16 protein-coding genes are annotated in these 15469 nt (G+C 29.7%); 1 reads left to right on the top strand and 15 read right to left on the bottom strand.

Annotation, left to right across the window (positions count from 1 at the left end):
• Nucleotides 1-357 precede the first annotated feature (357 nt).
• The 14 genes from Q0739_RS08320 to Q0739_RS08255 form a co-directional block, all read right to left on the bottom strand.
• The gene (locus Q0739_RS08320) at nt 358-1413 is read right to left on the bottom strand and encodes an SIR2 family protein (RefSeq protein ID WP_298238256.1); all 1056 of its coding nucleotides are present in this window, start codon (nt 1411-1413) and stop codon (nt 358-360) included.
• 10 nt (nt 1414-1423) lie between these two features.
• A complete protein-coding gene (locus Q0739_RS08315) occupies nt 1424-3337 on the bottom strand; it encodes a Piwi domain-containing protein (protein WP_298238255.1) in 1914 nt (637 codons plus the stop codon).
• A 94-nt stretch (nt 3338-3431) separates the two neighbouring features.
• Nucleotides 3432-4358 carry a sugar kinase gene (locus tag Q0739_RS08310; protein ID WP_298238254.1) on the bottom strand — a complete coding sequence of 309 codons (927 nt, stop codon included), beginning with the start codon at nt 4356-4358 and terminating at the stop codon, nt 3432-3434.
• Between the two features lie 2 nt (nt 4359-4360).
• Entirely contained in the window at nt 4361-5338 is a 978-nt protein-coding gene (locus Q0739_RS08305) for an SPFH domain-containing protein (RefSeq protein ID WP_298238253.1), read from the bottom strand.
• Between the two features lie 157 nt (nt 5339-5495).
• The gene (locus Q0739_RS08300) at nt 5496-6173 is read right to left on the bottom strand and encodes an NUDIX domain-containing protein (RefSeq protein WP_298238252.1); all 678 of its coding nucleotides are present in this window, start codon (nt 6171-6173) and stop codon (nt 5496-5498) included.
• Between the two features lie 615 nt (nt 6174-6788).
• The gene (locus tag Q0739_RS08295; RefSeq protein WP_298238251.1) at nt 6789-7940 is read right to left on the bottom strand and encodes a hypothetical protein; all 1152 of its coding nucleotides are present in this window, start codon (nt 7938-7940) and stop codon (nt 6789-6791) included.
• Nucleotides 7941-8004: 64 nt separating this feature from the next.
• The gene (locus Q0739_RS08290; protein WP_298238250.1) at nt 8005-8466 is read right to left on the bottom strand and encodes a GNAT family N-acetyltransferase; all 462 of its coding nucleotides are present in this window, start codon (nt 8464-8466) and stop codon (nt 8005-8007) included.
• Nucleotides 8467-8475: 9 nt separating this feature from the next.
• The gene (locus Q0739_RS08285) at nt 8476-8820 is read right to left on the bottom strand and encodes a 5-carboxymethyl-2-hydroxymuconate Delta-isomerase (protein WP_298238249.1); all 345 of its coding nucleotides are present in this window, start codon (nt 8818-8820) and stop codon (nt 8476-8478) included.
• A 5-nt stretch (nt 8821-8825) separates the two neighbouring features.
• Nucleotides 8826-9668: an NAD(P)H-binding protein gene (locus tag Q0739_RS08280; RefSeq protein WP_298238248.1), complete on the bottom strand. Its 843-nt coding sequence runs from the start codon at nt 9666-9668 to the stop codon at nt 8826-8828.
• Nucleotides 9669-9720: 52 nt separating this feature from the next.
• Nucleotides 9721-10215, bottom strand: coding sequence for a DUF1772 domain-containing protein (locus tag Q0739_RS08275; protein ID WP_298238247.1), 495 nt, complete (start codon nt 10213-10215; stop codon nt 9721-9723).
• Between the two features lie 3 nt (nt 10216-10218).
• A complete protein-coding gene (locus Q0739_RS08270) occupies nt 10219-10620 on the bottom strand; it encodes a DUF5367 family protein (protein ID WP_298238246.1) in 402 nt (133 codons plus the stop codon).
• Nucleotides 10621-10710: 90 nt separating this feature from the next.
• Nucleotides 10711-11565: an AraC family transcriptional regulator gene (locus Q0739_RS08265; RefSeq protein WP_298238245.1), complete on the bottom strand. Its 855-nt coding sequence runs from the start codon at nt 11563-11565 to the stop codon at nt 10711-10713.
• A 232-nt stretch (nt 11566-11797) separates the two neighbouring features.
• Nucleotides 11798-12040 (bottom strand): cold shock domain-containing protein, encoded by a 243-nt coding sequence (locus Q0739_RS08260; RefSeq protein ID WP_366140780.1) that lies wholly within the window; start codon nt 12038-12040, stop codon nt 11798-11800.
• A 19-nt stretch (nt 12041-12059) separates the two neighbouring features.
• Entirely contained in the window at nt 12060-13037 is a 978-nt protein-coding gene (locus Q0739_RS08255; protein ID WP_298238244.1) for an acyl-CoA desaturase, read from the bottom strand.
• A 592-nt stretch (nt 13038-13629) separates the two neighbouring features.
• Between Q0739_RS08255 and Q0739_RS08250 the strand changes: the two genes are divergently transcribed.
• Nucleotides 13630-14526, top strand: a complete 897-nt coding sequence (locus Q0739_RS08250; RefSeq protein WP_298238243.1) for a peptidoglycan DD-metalloendopeptidase family protein — start codon at nt 13630-13632, stop codon at nt 14524-14526.
• Between the two features lie 260 nt (nt 14527-14786).
• Here the strand turns inward: Q0739_RS08250 and Q0739_RS08245 are convergent, their stop codons facing one another.
• A complete protein-coding gene (locus Q0739_RS08245; RefSeq protein WP_298238242.1) occupies nt 14787-15431 on the bottom strand; it encodes a hypothetical protein in 645 nt (214 codons plus the stop codon).
• Nucleotides 15432-15469: the final 38 nt, after the last annotated feature.

The raw sequence follows: 15469 nt of genomic DNA, 5'->3' as shown, positions 1-15469 counted from the left end.
TAAAATTCTATGCACTTGTTATATTTAGAACTTCAATTAATCTTTTTTTTTAATGATTCATTATCTTTTGTCTTGAAACAAAAGAAACAAAAATTCAAGGCTGCATATAATTTTGGAAACAATTAACGGCTCATTCGCTATATTTTAGACTATTTAGCGTTAATAGAATGTCCTGTGGACATTATTAGCTGAATACAATTTGAATTTAGCTTTTAGTAAAGTGTTGTATCCAAATTCAATCATCCACAGGATCATTGCATTCGTATAGCCTAAAATATGCACGCTCATTTCTCCTATTGTTTTGACCAAAATTTTATGAGGCCAAGTTTAACATCTAGATTTCTATTTTACATAATATTAAAAAGGAGCATCTTTTGAATCATGTATATATTGTGCTAAATAATCTTTATTCATTACTTCAACTAAAAACTTTTTTGCTCCTACGGTTTCAACTTTTATAGCGCTTAAATCTACATTTAGCTTATCTGATATGTCCTTTTTAATTTCATCCTTATCGTCATTTGGTCCAGCCACAACTAATATCTGAGTTTCGTCCTTTTCAAGTACAGCTTGAGATATAATATTATTTATGTACTCATCTGAAAAACTATAGCCAATACAAACCAATAATTTGGTTTCATTATCTAAACATTGTTTCCTGAATTCCGATGCAAAGAAAAAATAAGGGTCAATGGATGTCATTTTATGTTGAATCCCAAATATAAGCTCTGGTACTTCAACAGGATCATCACTTATCTTAAGCTTACTTATTTTATCATCAGTTGTATACCAATTTATAGAACCATGTAGTTTATATAAAAAGAAATCCTTACTATCAATCGAATCAAAATTTGTGTAGTGCCATTCTTTGGTTGCATTATTAAATCCAAGTTCAACATTTTGATCCTTTCCCACTACTCTTTCAAAACATAAATCATAATTTAAAGTAAATACTTTTAATAAGTTTCCTATTTCATTTTTCAAACTTGCGAAACCTTCATAATAATTTGCTTTGTCGTAATTTTTTAACCTAACCCATTCATTAAGTTTATTCACTATAAGTTCTTTAAACTCTTTTAAGTTTTCAAAATTTTTGCCTGCTAAATCGGTCAGTCTAATATTCCACGTTCCAATGAATGGATACATAATATTCTTATCTCGCTTTTCTATTTCAGAAATAACAATTAGTAACTTTTCAACATTGAATGGCTCATCAAAATTACCAAATATACCATCTCCATATTGAATACTACTTTTTAAATAATAGTATAAATCTTCATATTTATTCCACTTATCATCTTTTTTAATTAGAGTTTCAATTTCATCCACCATTTGAAATGATATAGGTATGTTAGCTTCATAACTTGCACCTGCTCCTAATAAAAATATTATGTTTTCTCCTTTTACTTCCATATTCTATATTTTATAAAAACCAAGGTTTATTAGTTGAAAAAATTCCTCTATCAAAATCTTCAAAATTTTCAAATGCTTTAGTATATTCTGCAATTATCTCTGAATAATAAATTGATATAGGTCTAGATTTAGCATTAAAACCTCTCCAATTAGCTCCTGATAAATTAACTACGTCTTGGAGGAATGTTTGATCTTCCTCTTTAGAACTATTTTTTGAATTTAAAAACTTTATGTGAACCGGATTCCCAACTCTTTGATAAACTATTTCTTTGCCATACTGCAAACCTTCAAACCATACTAAATATTCATTGTTTGAAAGTCTGATATAACTACTTTCATATGGAACTTCAGTATTATGATTACTAAAACCAAAGAACTTATTTTTGATATTTATTTTTAAAACTTTAAATTCTATATTGTGAAATTGAGACAAAGCGTCTTCCATAGATCTAATTTCATCCTTTTGAATTTTAAAGGGAACATGCAATACTACTTTAGTATAATTTGAAAACTCATCTTTTAAGAGAGATATTAATTTTGTTCTCAATTCATCTAAATAAGTCTCTTTATTTTCTGACTCTGAAAGAATAGAAAGTCTTTTATATATACCAGAAGAATCAAGACAAACAGAATATGCTGAATATTTGTGTATTTTACCTGTTTCTTCATCGAACTTGTGGGAACTTCCAATTCCAAGAATTAAGCAATTATTATTGCTTGGTTTAACTAACCAAGGTACACCTCCTAATTTTGAAAAAATTTGTAAACCTATATTTGAAGTAGACCATTTCAATGAATTTGGACTACCTACACTCTCTTTAGATAAAACTTGAACAGGTATATTTTCCTTTAATAAATTATATTTTAAAAAATAATAAGGAGAATTGGTTTCTATATTGTCATCTTCATTATTTTCTTCTAATAAAATTGCAATAATTTTTTTATTTGGATTACTATTCTTTTTCTCTAAAATTTGAGCAATAGGTTCTTTGAGGTTCGCAACATCTAATTTATTCAATGAAATTTTTTCAACATTTTCTTTTGATAGTGGTAATCCAAACATTTCTGTCATACCAGGAAAAGTGCCTCGATTTGTTTTACCTATAAGGCTCAAGTAAACATCATTTGCAAATGATTTAAACTTATCTTCAAAAAGAAATAAGTAAATAACATCTTGAGTTTCTACGTCCTTAAAAGGTCCATAATTTTTAATACCATGGAATTGAGAAAGTCCCGTTTTTTCATTACCAAAAACGTATTTCTTATTATCTAATTTATTTGAAATGAGAGTAACTAACTCATTATCAAATTTAAGTTCTTCGTTTTCAGTTTGTAAGGTTAAAAATGATAAAAATTCATCATGTAGGAAAGATTGGATTTTGAAACTCTTATCGGAATAATAGTTTCTATTACTTCTATAGTTTTTATCTAAACTTAAACTTAATCTTTGTACTTCTTTATCAAATGGTGCGGCTTCATTTTTTCTAAACTTAAAATCAATCAAAAAACCAAACTGTTTTTTTACCTTTAAAAAATATGGAGCTACATTAATCACTTGATTTCCATAATTTGTTTTATTGGTAATAAAATCTATAGAAAAATCAAATCGTTTATTAGAAATATTGTACTCTAAGTTTGATTCATTTTTTGTTTGTAAAACTCTATGAACTAAATAAAAAAACCATCTTTTGGTTAGCTCATTATTCTCCCAAATAGAACAATTATATTCCTTAAAATCATCTCTTTCTGTAAAACTTATTACATATTTCCTATAATTATCTTCTTCAGCATTCTTTTGAATGTTTAAGCTATAAACATACAGTTCGTCATCTTCGATTTGCTCTTGATTATATTCTCTCCTAAATAGCTGTATAGTAGCGTCGCTATTCAAAAGGTTTATAAAGTTTAATTTTATTTCATCCATATTCTATATACTTGATATGCTGTATAACATTTCAAAATTCTTATGAAGATATTTAATATTCTCCACTTACCAAATTATAATTTGCTATATATTATTAACTAATTATTAAGTTCGCTTTCTCATCTGCAATACCTATTTCAGCATAGCTTCCAGAGTTAAAATTTAAAAAATCTGCCTCAATGCCATCACTAAAAATGACTCCTTTTGTAGGCATATTTGATTCTATTCTTAATTTCTTATTTTTTGTTATTATTCCGTAACCAATATTGGTTTCAGACATTTTACTTAAAAAAGGTTCTCTTACTACAAATACAAGCTTATTATCGTTCCAATCTAGAGTAGTTCCACATTCATTTTTATTACTTTTATAATATTTACTTACATTATTTGCCATATTAAAAATAGAACTCAACCAACCTGTAGAACCTGCTCCAGTTGAAACTAATACACCACTAGAAGATTGCTGCTCTTTTTCACCATTAAATTCAATGCTATATCTTGAAGAAATGTGAGAATCTGCTCCAATATAGAAATCATTAAAAGCTAAAAGAACTTGACCATCGTTTAAAGTAGCTTTAGCCATAGTAACTTGTTTTGTTTCGTAACTACCTTTGATAATATTTTTCAAAATTCCTTTTAGATCGTTAGGAGAATGTTTTAAGAGAACTCCGTCATAACGCTCTATATCTGGATTAATACCAATAATTGGCAATCCATTTACGTATTTAGCTGTATTTGCTACCAATCCATCTTGACCAATAACTAGCACTAAATCCTGTTCAGTGAAAATATATGTTGGTAAAAAAGAACGATTTATGACTTTATATTTAAGAATTCCATTTATAGAGTCCTTTACTTTTGAAAGTGATTCATAAAAAGTGTTGTGTTCAAATTCAAAAAACTCGAAGCCTCCATCTGAACTCTCAATATAAAACTTGGCTTGAGCTTTGGAATTAAATCTTTCAACTAATTGCTCAAGCCTAGTTTTATCTCTTATTATTATAACTCTTTCAAATTTCATTTTTATTTACTTTTAACAATAGATTCTAATAAATCTGGAGAGATATTAAGATTTCCAATTTTATCAGCATTTTCGGCTAATTCTCTAAAAGCTAATGCGATATTATTACTTGGATCATTATCGTTATTACTAATTGCCATTAATGTTTTCCAGTCTAACTCTTTATATGGCTTTAAATTAGCATTTAAAACATACTCTTTAACATCTGCTTCTTTCTTCTCATTTGTAACTTGAATATCTATGAGTTCTTTCTTCTGTTCTTCTAGAGAAATATTAGATGTCATTTCCATTTCTTTAAGTTTCTGCGCATTTTCTTGCTTCACAACATCAGTTTCCATTTTCTTCTCTACAATTTGCTTTTGCTTCTCTTCTACTGCAATTTCTGTATTTAGCTCACTTTCTTTTATTATTCTTTCTTGTTCTACGGCGAAATTTCTACGTTCATATACAGCTTGATCAGCTTCTTTTTGCAAAGATTCTCTCGTTTGTGCTTCTAAAGCTCTAGCCATTTCAGGATTTGGAGTTACACCAAGTATATTTACACTTAACACTTCTAAACCTAACATTTGAACAGTTTTTGACTTTTGAACACTAGTAAATATCTCCTTTTCAATATCTTCTAATTGTCTTAAAGCTTCTTTTAGATTTAGGCGCTGAATAATTGAAGCACTCGCAGTTTGAGCTTCATTAATTATTCGCTGTTGAATTTTCTCGTAATCATTTTTTAAATACTGTTTTTTCTTATTAACTGTAAAATCTAATGTTTCAGCAATCTGCTTTGGATTATCAATTTTATAAGTTATTTGTCCTTGCAATGTAACCTCTTGATAATCTTTAGTAGTTTCATTAAATACAAATTGAAAATCATTACTTGGTACAGGAATAGATACAATTGATGAGTTCGGAGAAAAGTAAAAGAATGATAATCCTCTTCCCTCTTTCTTTATCTTCCCATTTTTGTAATGAATTACATAATTCATTGAGTCGAATTTGATATAATTTATTCCTAACATAATATTGAGTTTTAATTATTAGTTTGCGTAATTATAACACAAATATAAAATGAATTAAACTATCTACCAAATATATTTTGTGTTTTATTTACACAAATACATTATTATATTGAATATCAGTAGTTTATATTTCGAAAATTATCCCTTCCTTTTTGAGTTGGAAGTATCGTTTTTGATTAAACTGAAATAAATTGGCAGGTCTTCCAGAGCCTTTTGATACTTTTTCGTCAAGCTCATCTAATACATTTAAACCAACAATTTTCTTTCGGAAATTGCGTCTATCAATTTCTCTACCTAAAAGTGTTGTATATAATTTTTCTAAATCAGAAAACGGGAATTTTTTGTCAAGTAATTCAAAACCTATAGGCTCATAGGTTATTTTACCTTGTAACCTTTCTATAGCAGTTTTTAAAATTTCTTTATGGTCAAAAGATAATTTGGGTAAGTCATTAATATTGAACCATTGTGCTTGTTCAGCATCAGTTGAAGCATATAGTTTAAATGCATTTGGACGGACTAATCCAAAATAAGCTATTGACACTACTCTACCTCTTGGATCTCTATTTGGTTTTCCAAATGTGTAAAGTTGTTCAAGGTAATTAATCTTAATTCCTGTTTCTTCAAACAATTCTCTTTCAACTGCATCTTCCAAAGATTCATTGTTTTCAACAAATCCACCTGGTATTGCCCATTGACCTTTGAATGGATCATACTTCCTTTTAATTAATAACACAGATATATTTCCTTCTTCATATCCAAATACAACTGCATCTACAGAAAGTTTAATTGATTGCTTGCTCATTATGTGTAGTTTATACGCAAATATATAAAATAAAATGTATTATTAATCATTCCATTCCACACACATTACGCTTCCCTCCTACGTCGTCGCATAAAGAGTGTTCCATTAGATTTAGAAGAAACTTTTGGGATTAAATTTATTTAAGAGACTGTAGTTTGCCAAAGCGCCAACTGGCTCATTCGCTAAAATAGTCCAGTGGACTATTTCTATACGCTCTGCCCTGCTTTTAACCAAATCGACGAAGAAGATTCGCGATTTCATTAATATCAAATATAAGCCAATGAGTAAAGCTCAAGTTACATAACGCAGTACATAATGATACAAAATTATTAGTCGTAATTTCATTATGTAAAATGGCTTTATAACTATTATTAATCGTGTTTTATTGTAATATATATTATTTTTATAATCCAAACTTTGATTTAGAACACGAACAATCAAATCATCTACATCTGTCGCCAAATAAAAGTAGGTTCAACCTATGGATGAACCTACTAATTTATGAATGATAAAAAAACAACTATTGAATTTTAAATAACTTATAATTCATTTACATTTTAAGCCCTTTAATCCTTCAATAACTTTTAAACTCTTTTAACAGATGAAAGAAACTAATTATTGGTTAATGGCTTTTAAATGAGCGTATACTGGCTGTCCTTGTGTTTTCATTTCTACTTTTCTATTAAAAATCTTAATCCCTTTTACTTGATTAAGTTTACCGTCTGGAGCAAAAGCTTTAACACCTAATAATTCCCCATTTTTATTTATTGCTTTTACATTAATAATATTTCCCGAACGACTAACACCTTTAATATCTAGTTTTTCCCCTTCTGTTGTTATTGCTTTAATTTCGTATAAAACGCCGTTTTTACCTATAGCATTAATTGGTGCATATTCATCTGCACTCTCCATTACTTTTACTGGCAGTTCGTACCCGTCTACAAATGCCTTAATATTCATAAAACTATGCTGTTTAGAATCTTGTGTAGCTTTTACATCAAATTTGTTGCCTTCTGCATCAAAAGCTTTTAAATCTAGATTTTTACCATCTGTTGTTACCGCCTTGATATTCCAAATTATTCTTTCGAAATCACTTTTATAGCTTCTTTTCTTTTCATTTTTTGAAGGCAATTTAAAGTCATCTTCATTAGCAGCTGGGTGCATTGCTTTAATATGTGCATGAATACCTATGCCTTGTAAAGACATCTCTCTGTCTCCTCTATTAATTTTTACACCTTTAATATCATTAAGTTGTCCAGCTGGTGAAATAGCCTTTACACCATAAAACTCTCCCTTTTTATTAATGGCCTTCATAATGACAATATTTCCAAATCTTGCAACGCCTTTAACATCTAGTTTTTCCCCTTCTGCAGTTATTGCCTTAATGAAATACTTAACACCTTCTTTATTTATAGCTGCAACTGGAACAAATTGATTTTCGCTCTGTAGCATCTTAACGGGTAATTTTTCATCATCTACTATAGCTTTTATATCTAAAAATATATCTTGATCGGAGTTTTGAATTGCCTTTATTTCGAACGATTTTCCTTCTTCATTAAAGGCTTTAACATCTAAGCTTTGTCCATCTGGATGAATGGCTTTAACATTCCATAAGATATCATTGACTTTTGCAATTTCTTCTGTTTCAGTTTTACTTGTTTTATCTTTTGAAGGACTGTTATTACAGGCTGTAAATAAAAATAAAACTCCAAGAATAAATAAATTATAAGAGATAGTTTGAATGAATGATTGGCTTGAATTTTTCATAATTAAAATTTAACATTTGAATTATAAAATTATAAAAAGATGACACGGTTTTTTATGATATTAATCATAAAACCAAATGTAGTTTCATGCCTTCATGCGTGGCAATAAAGCCTAGTTCTTCATAAAAGTGAAGCGCTTGATGTCTTTTTTTATCTGTGGTTAATTGGATTACATGTGCTTTTCTTCCTTTAGCACGTGTGATTGCCCATTTAAATAATGATTCTCCTATTCCCTTTCCTCTGTGTGCTTTGTGTATTCTTACTGCTTCTATTTGCGCTCTTATACCTCCACAATACGTAAGGTATTGTGTGAAGGATAGTTGTAAAGTTCCTATAACCTCTGCGCTTTGGTTTTCAACTACAACAAGCTCTTGGTTTTTATCCGCATTTATTTTTTCAAATGCTATAATATATTCATTTGGTAATGGTATTTGATAATTCTCTCTTGTTTTTCCAAGTGGATCATCAGATATCATTTGCACAATTGCTGAAAGATCTTTTCTGGAGGCTTTTCTAATGTTCATCATTTGTGTGTTTTAAATCATAAATTTATTGCAATAGCCTACTTTTTCGAAGTTTTTAATATTGATTGAAATTATAGGAACCGTTGGAAACATTAATTTAAGTTTAGCAATTATGCTTAGAGAAAGTGAGTTTTTTTCGTCCTCTGTTCTACCTTCCATAATGTATGAGAATGCATGAATGAAATCATTATTTGTATTTCCAATATTGTAATATTTATATGGTTTTATTCTAACCTTGATATCGCCTTTAGAAAAAAGTTGGGTTGCTTTGGCTGTATTATATACTTTTTGCATAATTTCTTCTGGAGATTTCATAGCAATAATAGGTTCTGAGCATTCAATTATAAAGTGTGGCATATTATTTAGTTGGTTACTACTGGATTCCATATTCCAGTATTTATTGTTTCTCTAATATACTCCGAAAAATCTTTAGGAGAACGACCAAGTACTTGCTCTATATCATTAGTGATTTCTGAATTATTTGAATTACCTAATACTTCTGTAAACAAGTACTCAATTAACCAAATAAAATTTGCTGGTACACCTTGGTTTTTCATAGCCTTTGAATATGCAGATATAGTAATTGGAACAAAGGTTATATCTCTTTGTGTGGCTTCTGAAATCTCTTGAATAACTTCTTTAAAAGTTAGTGCTCTTGGTCCTGTAAGCTGATAAATGTTTCCATTATGTGTTTCATTCAATAGGGCTTCAACTGCAACATCTGCAATATCTTCTGTATCTACAAAAGGTATTTTTACATCTGCTTGCGGTAAGGCTACAAATCCTTCTAAAATGGGTTCTAGAAAAAAGCTTTCACTAAAATTTTGATTAAACCAACTTGCGCGAACAATGGTATAGTCTATGCCAGAATGTATAACAACTTGTTCACAAAGCTCTGCTTCTCGTTCACCTTTTCCTGATAATAACACGAGCTTTTTAACATGACATTGTTTTGCCTTTTTTGTCAACTTCTCTATAGCATCTAGAGCTCCAGGAACTGCTAAATCTGGTTGAAAGGTAATGTACACTTTGTCCATACCTTGTAATGCTTCCGTCCAAGTTTCAGAATTATCCCAATCGAATGCTGGTGTTGCAGAACGCGAACCAATTCTTACCTTATGTCCTAATGCTGTTAATTTGTTTGCTACTTTGCGTCCTGTTTTTCCAGTTCCGCCAATGACTAAAATGTTGTTTTGATTTTTCATTTTTATTTGTGATTTAATTTGTTAAAAATATTTGTATAGGTTACTGTTGTTTTTATTTTTTCACTAAAAGAATTAGTATTAGTAAGAAAAATGAACCAATTGAACTGACTGTTCTTATTAAATGCAACCGATTCCACTTGGCTTCAAAAATGTTTCTCAGCGCTTTTAAATCTTCATTGCTTGCTGAAATTAAATCCGTTTTATCTAAAACTTCATTGAGAGGCACATTTCCGAAAATGGTAACCAACACTACGCCTAAAAAGTAAATTATAGTTGCAGATATTAACACTCCTATTAATGAACTTGGTGCATTTTTAAAGCTATATAAATTGACTAATCCCAGAACGAAAGGTCCAAAAAAGACTATAAAAAAAGGGAGATTCAATATGGTTCTGTTCATTTGTTGAAAAGCACTTAAATACCCATAGTTGTCTAAATTTCCAATACCTGTAGTAATAGTATTAGCCCACGTAAAACTTAAGCCTGCCGACAAACCTGTTAATAATGTAAGCACGATAATTGATGTGTTTTGAAAAGTGAAATCCATAATTTATTGTTTTACAATTTTATTTTTAGAATAAACACATGCATACCAATACAGTGTTGCTATAGCTATAAACTCGAAAGCAATAATCCAGAAGCCTAAAGAGGTAAAAAAGCTATAGTGACTCCCACCATTTGGTATTACAAATAATGGAACTGTAATTAGTGCATCTAAAGCCACTGCTGTTAATAAGAGGGTTTGCCCAACTTTTAGTCCGTGAGTTGTACTGTCTTTTTTGTAATAAAAATGGCACCCAAACCAAACTAATGGCATCACTACCATAAATAATACCGCGTTTGCTTGTGTATCTGCATGTTCTAAAATGGATACTGAATAAGAAATAGAGTAAAACAGGATAGCGATTATCCAAATGGCTATACCTAATAAAATGGCGCGTTTTGTTTTCATGTCTGTATAAGTTTTATTTACAAGACAAAATTATGATGAAGACAAAAGCATGGTTTGTCTTAAAAGGATAAAGATTTGTTCGAAAAGGAGTTACTTAATTTGACTTGGGCGATAGCCAAACTTTTTTTCGAAAGCATTTGAAAAGGAACTTAAACTATCGTAGCCAACGTTCCAAGCAGCTTCTTGGACTGTAGCTTCTTGATTACTAATCATTTTATGAGCTAATGTAAGACGCTCATTTTGAAGATACTTAAACACAGGAACGCCAAAAAAGGATTTAAACTCTTTTTTTAATTTGAAAGTATTTAGTCCTATTTCCTTGGAGATTTCATCTAAAGACGGCGGATTATCAATGTTTTCTATTAAAATATCTCTGGCTTGATTTAGTTTTTTACGTTCCGAAGTATTTATTTTTTCAGTTTTTAAAGCTGCTAATTGTCCGAAAAAATGTGATAGTAAAGTTGTTATTTGACTTCTGAAAAACATCATCTTTGTCTTTCCAGTATATTCAATATTAAAGAGTGAATCTACAATGGACTGCATTTCTGGCGTCATTATAAAACTTGGTCCTTCTACATAATGGTCTGAAGGGTTTACTAATTGGTTAAGCATTTCGCTAAACAACTCCCCTTCTTCATTTGGAAGTTTTTCAATTGCTTTTGCAGTTGTTGCTATAACCAAACACTCTAATGGTTTTGAAGCAGAAACAGTATGTACAAATTCAACTTTTTCATCAGCATAAAATGAAAGTGCTAAACCTTTAGTATGATTAAACTGTTTTTGCTTATCGATATATTTAACCGCTAAATCAACATTTCCAGACCCGTAGAATGCTACCGCAATTATAGGTTCATCAAAAAAACAAGAGTCTATTGTTGGAGTATTTACCTTAGCTTCTTCAACTAAAATAGTAAAATCGTTTATATCTATAATATCTCTTGTCATATATAGAATATCAAATTTACGAAAATATAGGCTTGGTATATTAAGATATTCTAGATACATTGTGCTCTCCTCCTATGCTTCAATTTCGCTTTGTACAAACAATGCTTACGTAATGGTTTTTTAGTAATAAAACCATTAATCACGCAGTTTATGCGCATATTGAATTCTGCTGAAAGAAATTAAATTACAAATAAGATAATTTCTTTCAGTTTGTAATTAAGTAAACTTTTTATTAAGCCAAACTTACTTTTACAGCACTTAGTCCTTTTTCATCTTTTTCAACCTCAAATGTAACAGTATCATCTTCTTTTATTTGATCGATAAGATTAGATTTATGGACAAAGACTTCCTCTTCAGAATCTTTAACTTTTATAAAACCAAATCCTTTGGCATTATTAAAAAATTTTACAGTTCCTTCTTTCATTGTATTTGCTTTATTAGTGTTAAATATTTTATTTATAATTTGTTTTATCATAATCTCATCTTTATTAAAATTAGGGAACCATAGTATTTATATTTGCTCCAGTTTGCTTTTTACCTAACCACCGTAGCATCTTGATATGATCGCTTATGGCATGTAGCAGACTTTTTTTAACATGATAAGGAATACCAAATTCTTTAGCTGTATCTGCTACAATTTTGGTTATATTTTTATAGTGTACATGGCATACGTCTGGAAGCACGTGATGTTCTACTTGATAGTTTAAACCACCTATAAGCCAAAATAAAAGCTTGCTATTTGGTGAAAAATTGGTAGTTGTAGCAAATTGATGCCCGTACCAATCTTCTTTCATCATACCATTTTCATTAGGTAGTGGAAATTCATTTGAAGGCATAATATGTGCTATCTGAAAAACAATGCTTACCAAAAGCCCAGTAACAAAATGCATACTTAAAAATGCCAATAAAATTATTCCCCAAGATTGCGGCACCATAATCATTGGTAGTATTAGTGCATATACGTAATACAGTGTTTTCCATACTACCATGCTTATAAGTTCTTTATTATACTCATTTTTTTTGTCTAAAAAACCCATATTTCTATAACGCTTTAAACGAACAAAATCTTTAGTAGTTATCCAAGAGACAGTGGATATAGAATAAAAAAACCATATGTAAATATGCTGAAATTGATGTACCCAATAATACTTAGCATTTGGTGAAAAGCGTAAAAAAAAGGGCGCATTCAAATCATCATCTGCATGATCGATATTCGTATAAGTGTGGTGTAATATATTGTGTTGTATTTTCCAAACGGTAGCATTGGCTCCAATAAGGTTGAAAGTATAACTTAATAGCTTATTAATTTTTTTGTTTTTTGAATAAGAGCCATGAATTGCATCGTGCATAACTCCCATACCAATACCAGCCATTCCTAATCCACTAGTAATATATAATAAAAAAAGTGCCCATATAGAGGTAATTATACCAGTTGCTAATAGTATTAATGGTGCAAAAAATAATGTAATCATTATAATTGTCTTAATAACCATTGTTGTATTGGCATTTCTACTTTTGTTATTAGTCTTGAAATGCATATTTACACGACTTCTTAATGTCTTGGAGAAGTTGGTATTATTTGTTCTTGGAAATTTTGGATTTTCGATATGATTAACTTTGTTTTGATATTCTTATTGTTAAATAATACACCACATCGATTAAAAAGAGCTGATTTTAGTTTTAACCTAAATGATAATTTATTGAAGCTATTGTATATGAAGTCATACTATTGAGACTGAAATACAACAGTTAAAGAAAGCTAAAGATTGATTAAAATTGGAAAAAATAAAAAATAGAAAGGCCGTCAATATATTCAATGCTCAAAGGTAGGTTAAATTAGCATAGGTTTATTAATAATGCTGTAAATAATTAAAAATCAACAATATAGTATTGCAAATAAATTAAGCTTAATTTCTATGATTCTACTAGTTTCACCATTTGGGTTTTTAAGTTGATATTGTAATTTACGTGAATACTAGTAGACGCTAACAATACAACCCAACAATTACCGTTAAATTTTTATCTTTGTCAATCAATCAAAAAAAATCACTTCGATAATTTATCATGAAATTATTGTTTTCGTCAATTTTAATTTTATTAAGTTTAAACTTATATGCTCAAAAGCATAAAAACTTAAATCCAGTCGCTTATTACATTTTAGTAGATTCAACTAATACAAAGACAAGTAATGATTCATTGTCGTTAGAATTAGATATTAAAAAAGACTTTTGGAATCATACAGTATATAATCCCTACAAAGAAGTTACTGTCACTTTTCCGTTAAAAATTGCGTTTACAGATTCTACTTATTTCTCCCCTATTGGAAAAGATAAGGTTGTTACTTCTCGTTATGGTTGGAGACGAGGACGTGCGCATAATGGTATAGACATAGATTTGATAACAGGTGATAGTATATTTTCAATGTTTGATGGTATTGTGAGAATGGCAAGATACACAAGAGGCCACGGAAGAACTGTTGTAGTTAGACACTATAATGGTTTAGAAACGGTATATGCCCATTTATCGAAGTATGGTGTAAAAGAAAACGATACCGTTTCTAGAGGATCATATTTAGGGAAAGGCGGTGTTTCTGGTAATGCCAGAGGCAGTCATTTACATTTGGTTGTGAATTATAAAGGAATTCCTATAAACCCTGAATATTTATTTGAGTTTAATGAAGAAAATAAAATTAGATCAAGCGAGCTTTGGGTAACAAAAAAATGGACACAAGCTATTGCGCATAACTCGAAGCGACAAAGTAAAATTAAACCTTTATTAACAGAGGAAGAGGCTATTGCTAGTTTGGTAAAAGAGCGTTCTGTATATATAGTTAAATCTGGTGATACATTATCGCGAATATCTAAACTAAATAATATCACTATCGCTTCACTTTGTAAAGTCAATGCTATTAAACGTAATTCTGTAATTAGAATTGGTCAAAAATTAGTGATTGAAAAATAAAAAAGGATGTTATTTTGTAATACTATATTGGGTGTTTAATTTCACAAGTCAATTCTTTAAATATTAAAAGCCCTCAGATTGAGGGCTTTTAAATATACTACTAATTATTAAATGTTTCTTTTTAGCGATTTATAAAATCAATTACTTTATGTTTCATTCAACAATCGAGGTATCAAATTTATGGATGCAATAGTAGTTATAAAACATCGATTTTATCTCAATCATGTACTAATTTATCTTTATTGTCAATTAGTATGTCTTTACTTATAAGATGCGATGTTTTGTTTAAGCACTATATCTCTTGAGGCTACAAATAAGCCTTCTTCTTTATTTAATTTCACTATACCTTCATACCCGATGCGCTCAAGTTTTTTACGACAACGCTCGGTTAAATAAGGGTCGTCATCAAAAAGAAAAGCATCAAGGTTATATTCAGGAAGACCTGGCTCCTTTATTACAGGGTGAATTTGTTTTGGTCCTATTTTACGCGGATATGTAAGTGGCTCAAAAGTAGAGCCTGGAACAAAGGCATAAAATGTATAACGCCCATCTGCATCGGTTTTTACCCATCCACGATGATTTACATAACGTTTGCCTTTATTCTTCTTAGTGTTATAATTCCCATCTTCATCTGGTTGATAGATATAAAGAATAATATCTTTAGCTGGTGTAACGCCATCACTTTGGTATATAGTACCTGTTATTTTTAACTTATTAGAACGTCTTTCAAAATCTGGAATGGTGTCTGTATTATTTAGTTGTTTTTCGCTATAATCATAAAGCGGACTTCGTTTTTTATAATTTAAAGGTACTTCTTCTAGAATAACAGGAGAATCTTGCGCATTCAAGCTACTGAAAGAGCACATTAACCAAATAGAACAGAACAAAATAAGTAGCTTTTTCATGGGGAGTGAATTTTTTGCTACCGTAAAACTATGTAATT

The organism is uncultured Algibacter sp. (assembly GCF_947487605.1).
Taxonomy (GTDB): Bacteria; Bacteroidota; Bacteroidia; order Flavobacteriales; family Flavobacteriaceae; genus Algibacter_D.
The sequence above is the reverse complement of the archived record's forward strand: the minus strand, read 5'-3'. Positions and strand labels throughout refer to the sequence as shown.

Coding starts and splice junctions, on each gene's coding strand:
- Q0739_RS08320 (WP_298238256.1), bottom strand. CDS start 1,413: ATGGAAGTAAAAGGAGAAAACATAATATTTTTATTAGGAGCAGGTGCA.
- Q0739_RS08315 (WP_298238255.1), bottom strand. CDS start 3,337: ATGGATGAAATAAAATTAAACTTTATAAACCTTTTGAATAGCGACGCT.
- Q0739_RS08310 (WP_298238254.1), bottom strand. CDS start 4,358: ATGAAATTTGAAAGAGTTATAATAATAAGAGATAAAACTAGGCTTGAG.
- Q0739_RS08305 (WP_298238253.1), bottom strand. CDS start 5,338: ATGAATTATGTAATTCATTACAAAAATGGGAAGATAAAGAAAGAGGGA.
- Q0739_RS08300 (WP_298238252.1), bottom strand. CDS start 6,173: ATGAGCAAGCAATCAATTAAACTTTCTGTAGATGCAGTTGTATTTGGA.
- Q0739_RS08295 (WP_298238251.1), bottom strand. CDS start 7,940: ATGAAAAATTCAAGCCAATCATTCATTCAAACTATCTCTTATAATTTA.
- Q0739_RS08290 (WP_298238250.1), bottom strand. CDS start 8,466: ATGATGAACATTAGAAAAGCCTCCAGAAAAGATCTTTCAGCAATTGTG.
- Q0739_RS08285 (WP_298238249.1), bottom strand. CDS start 8,820: ATGCCACACTTTATAATTGAATGCTCAGAACCTATTATTGCTATGAAA.
- Q0739_RS08280 (WP_298238248.1), bottom strand. CDS start 9,668: ATGAAAAATCAAAACAACATTTTAGTCATTGGCGGAACTGGAAAAACA.
- Q0739_RS08275 (WP_298238247.1), bottom strand. CDS start 10,215: ATGGATTTCACTTTTCAAAACACATCAATTATCGTGCTTACATTATTA.
- Q0739_RS08270 (WP_298238246.1), bottom strand. CDS start 10,620: ATGAAAACAAAACGCGCCATTTTATTAGGTATAGCCATTTGGATAATC.
- Q0739_RS08265 (WP_298238245.1), bottom strand. CDS start 11,565: ATGACAAGAGATATTATAGATATAAACGATTTTACTATTTTAGTTGAA.
- Q0739_RS08260 (WP_366140780.1), bottom strand. CDS start 12,040: ATGATAAAACAAATTATAAATAAAATATTTAACACTAATAAAGCAAAT.
- Q0739_RS08255 (WP_298238244.1), bottom strand. CDS start 13,037: ATGATTACATTATTTTTTGCACCATTAATACTATTAGCAACTGGTATA.
- Q0739_RS08250 (WP_298238243.1), top strand. CDS start 13,630: ATGAAATTATTGTTTTCGTCAATTTTAATTTTATTAAGTTTAAACTTA.
- Q0739_RS08245 (WP_298238242.1), bottom strand. CDS start 15,431: ATGAAAAAGCTACTTATTTTGTTCTGTTCTATTTGGTTAATGTGCTCT.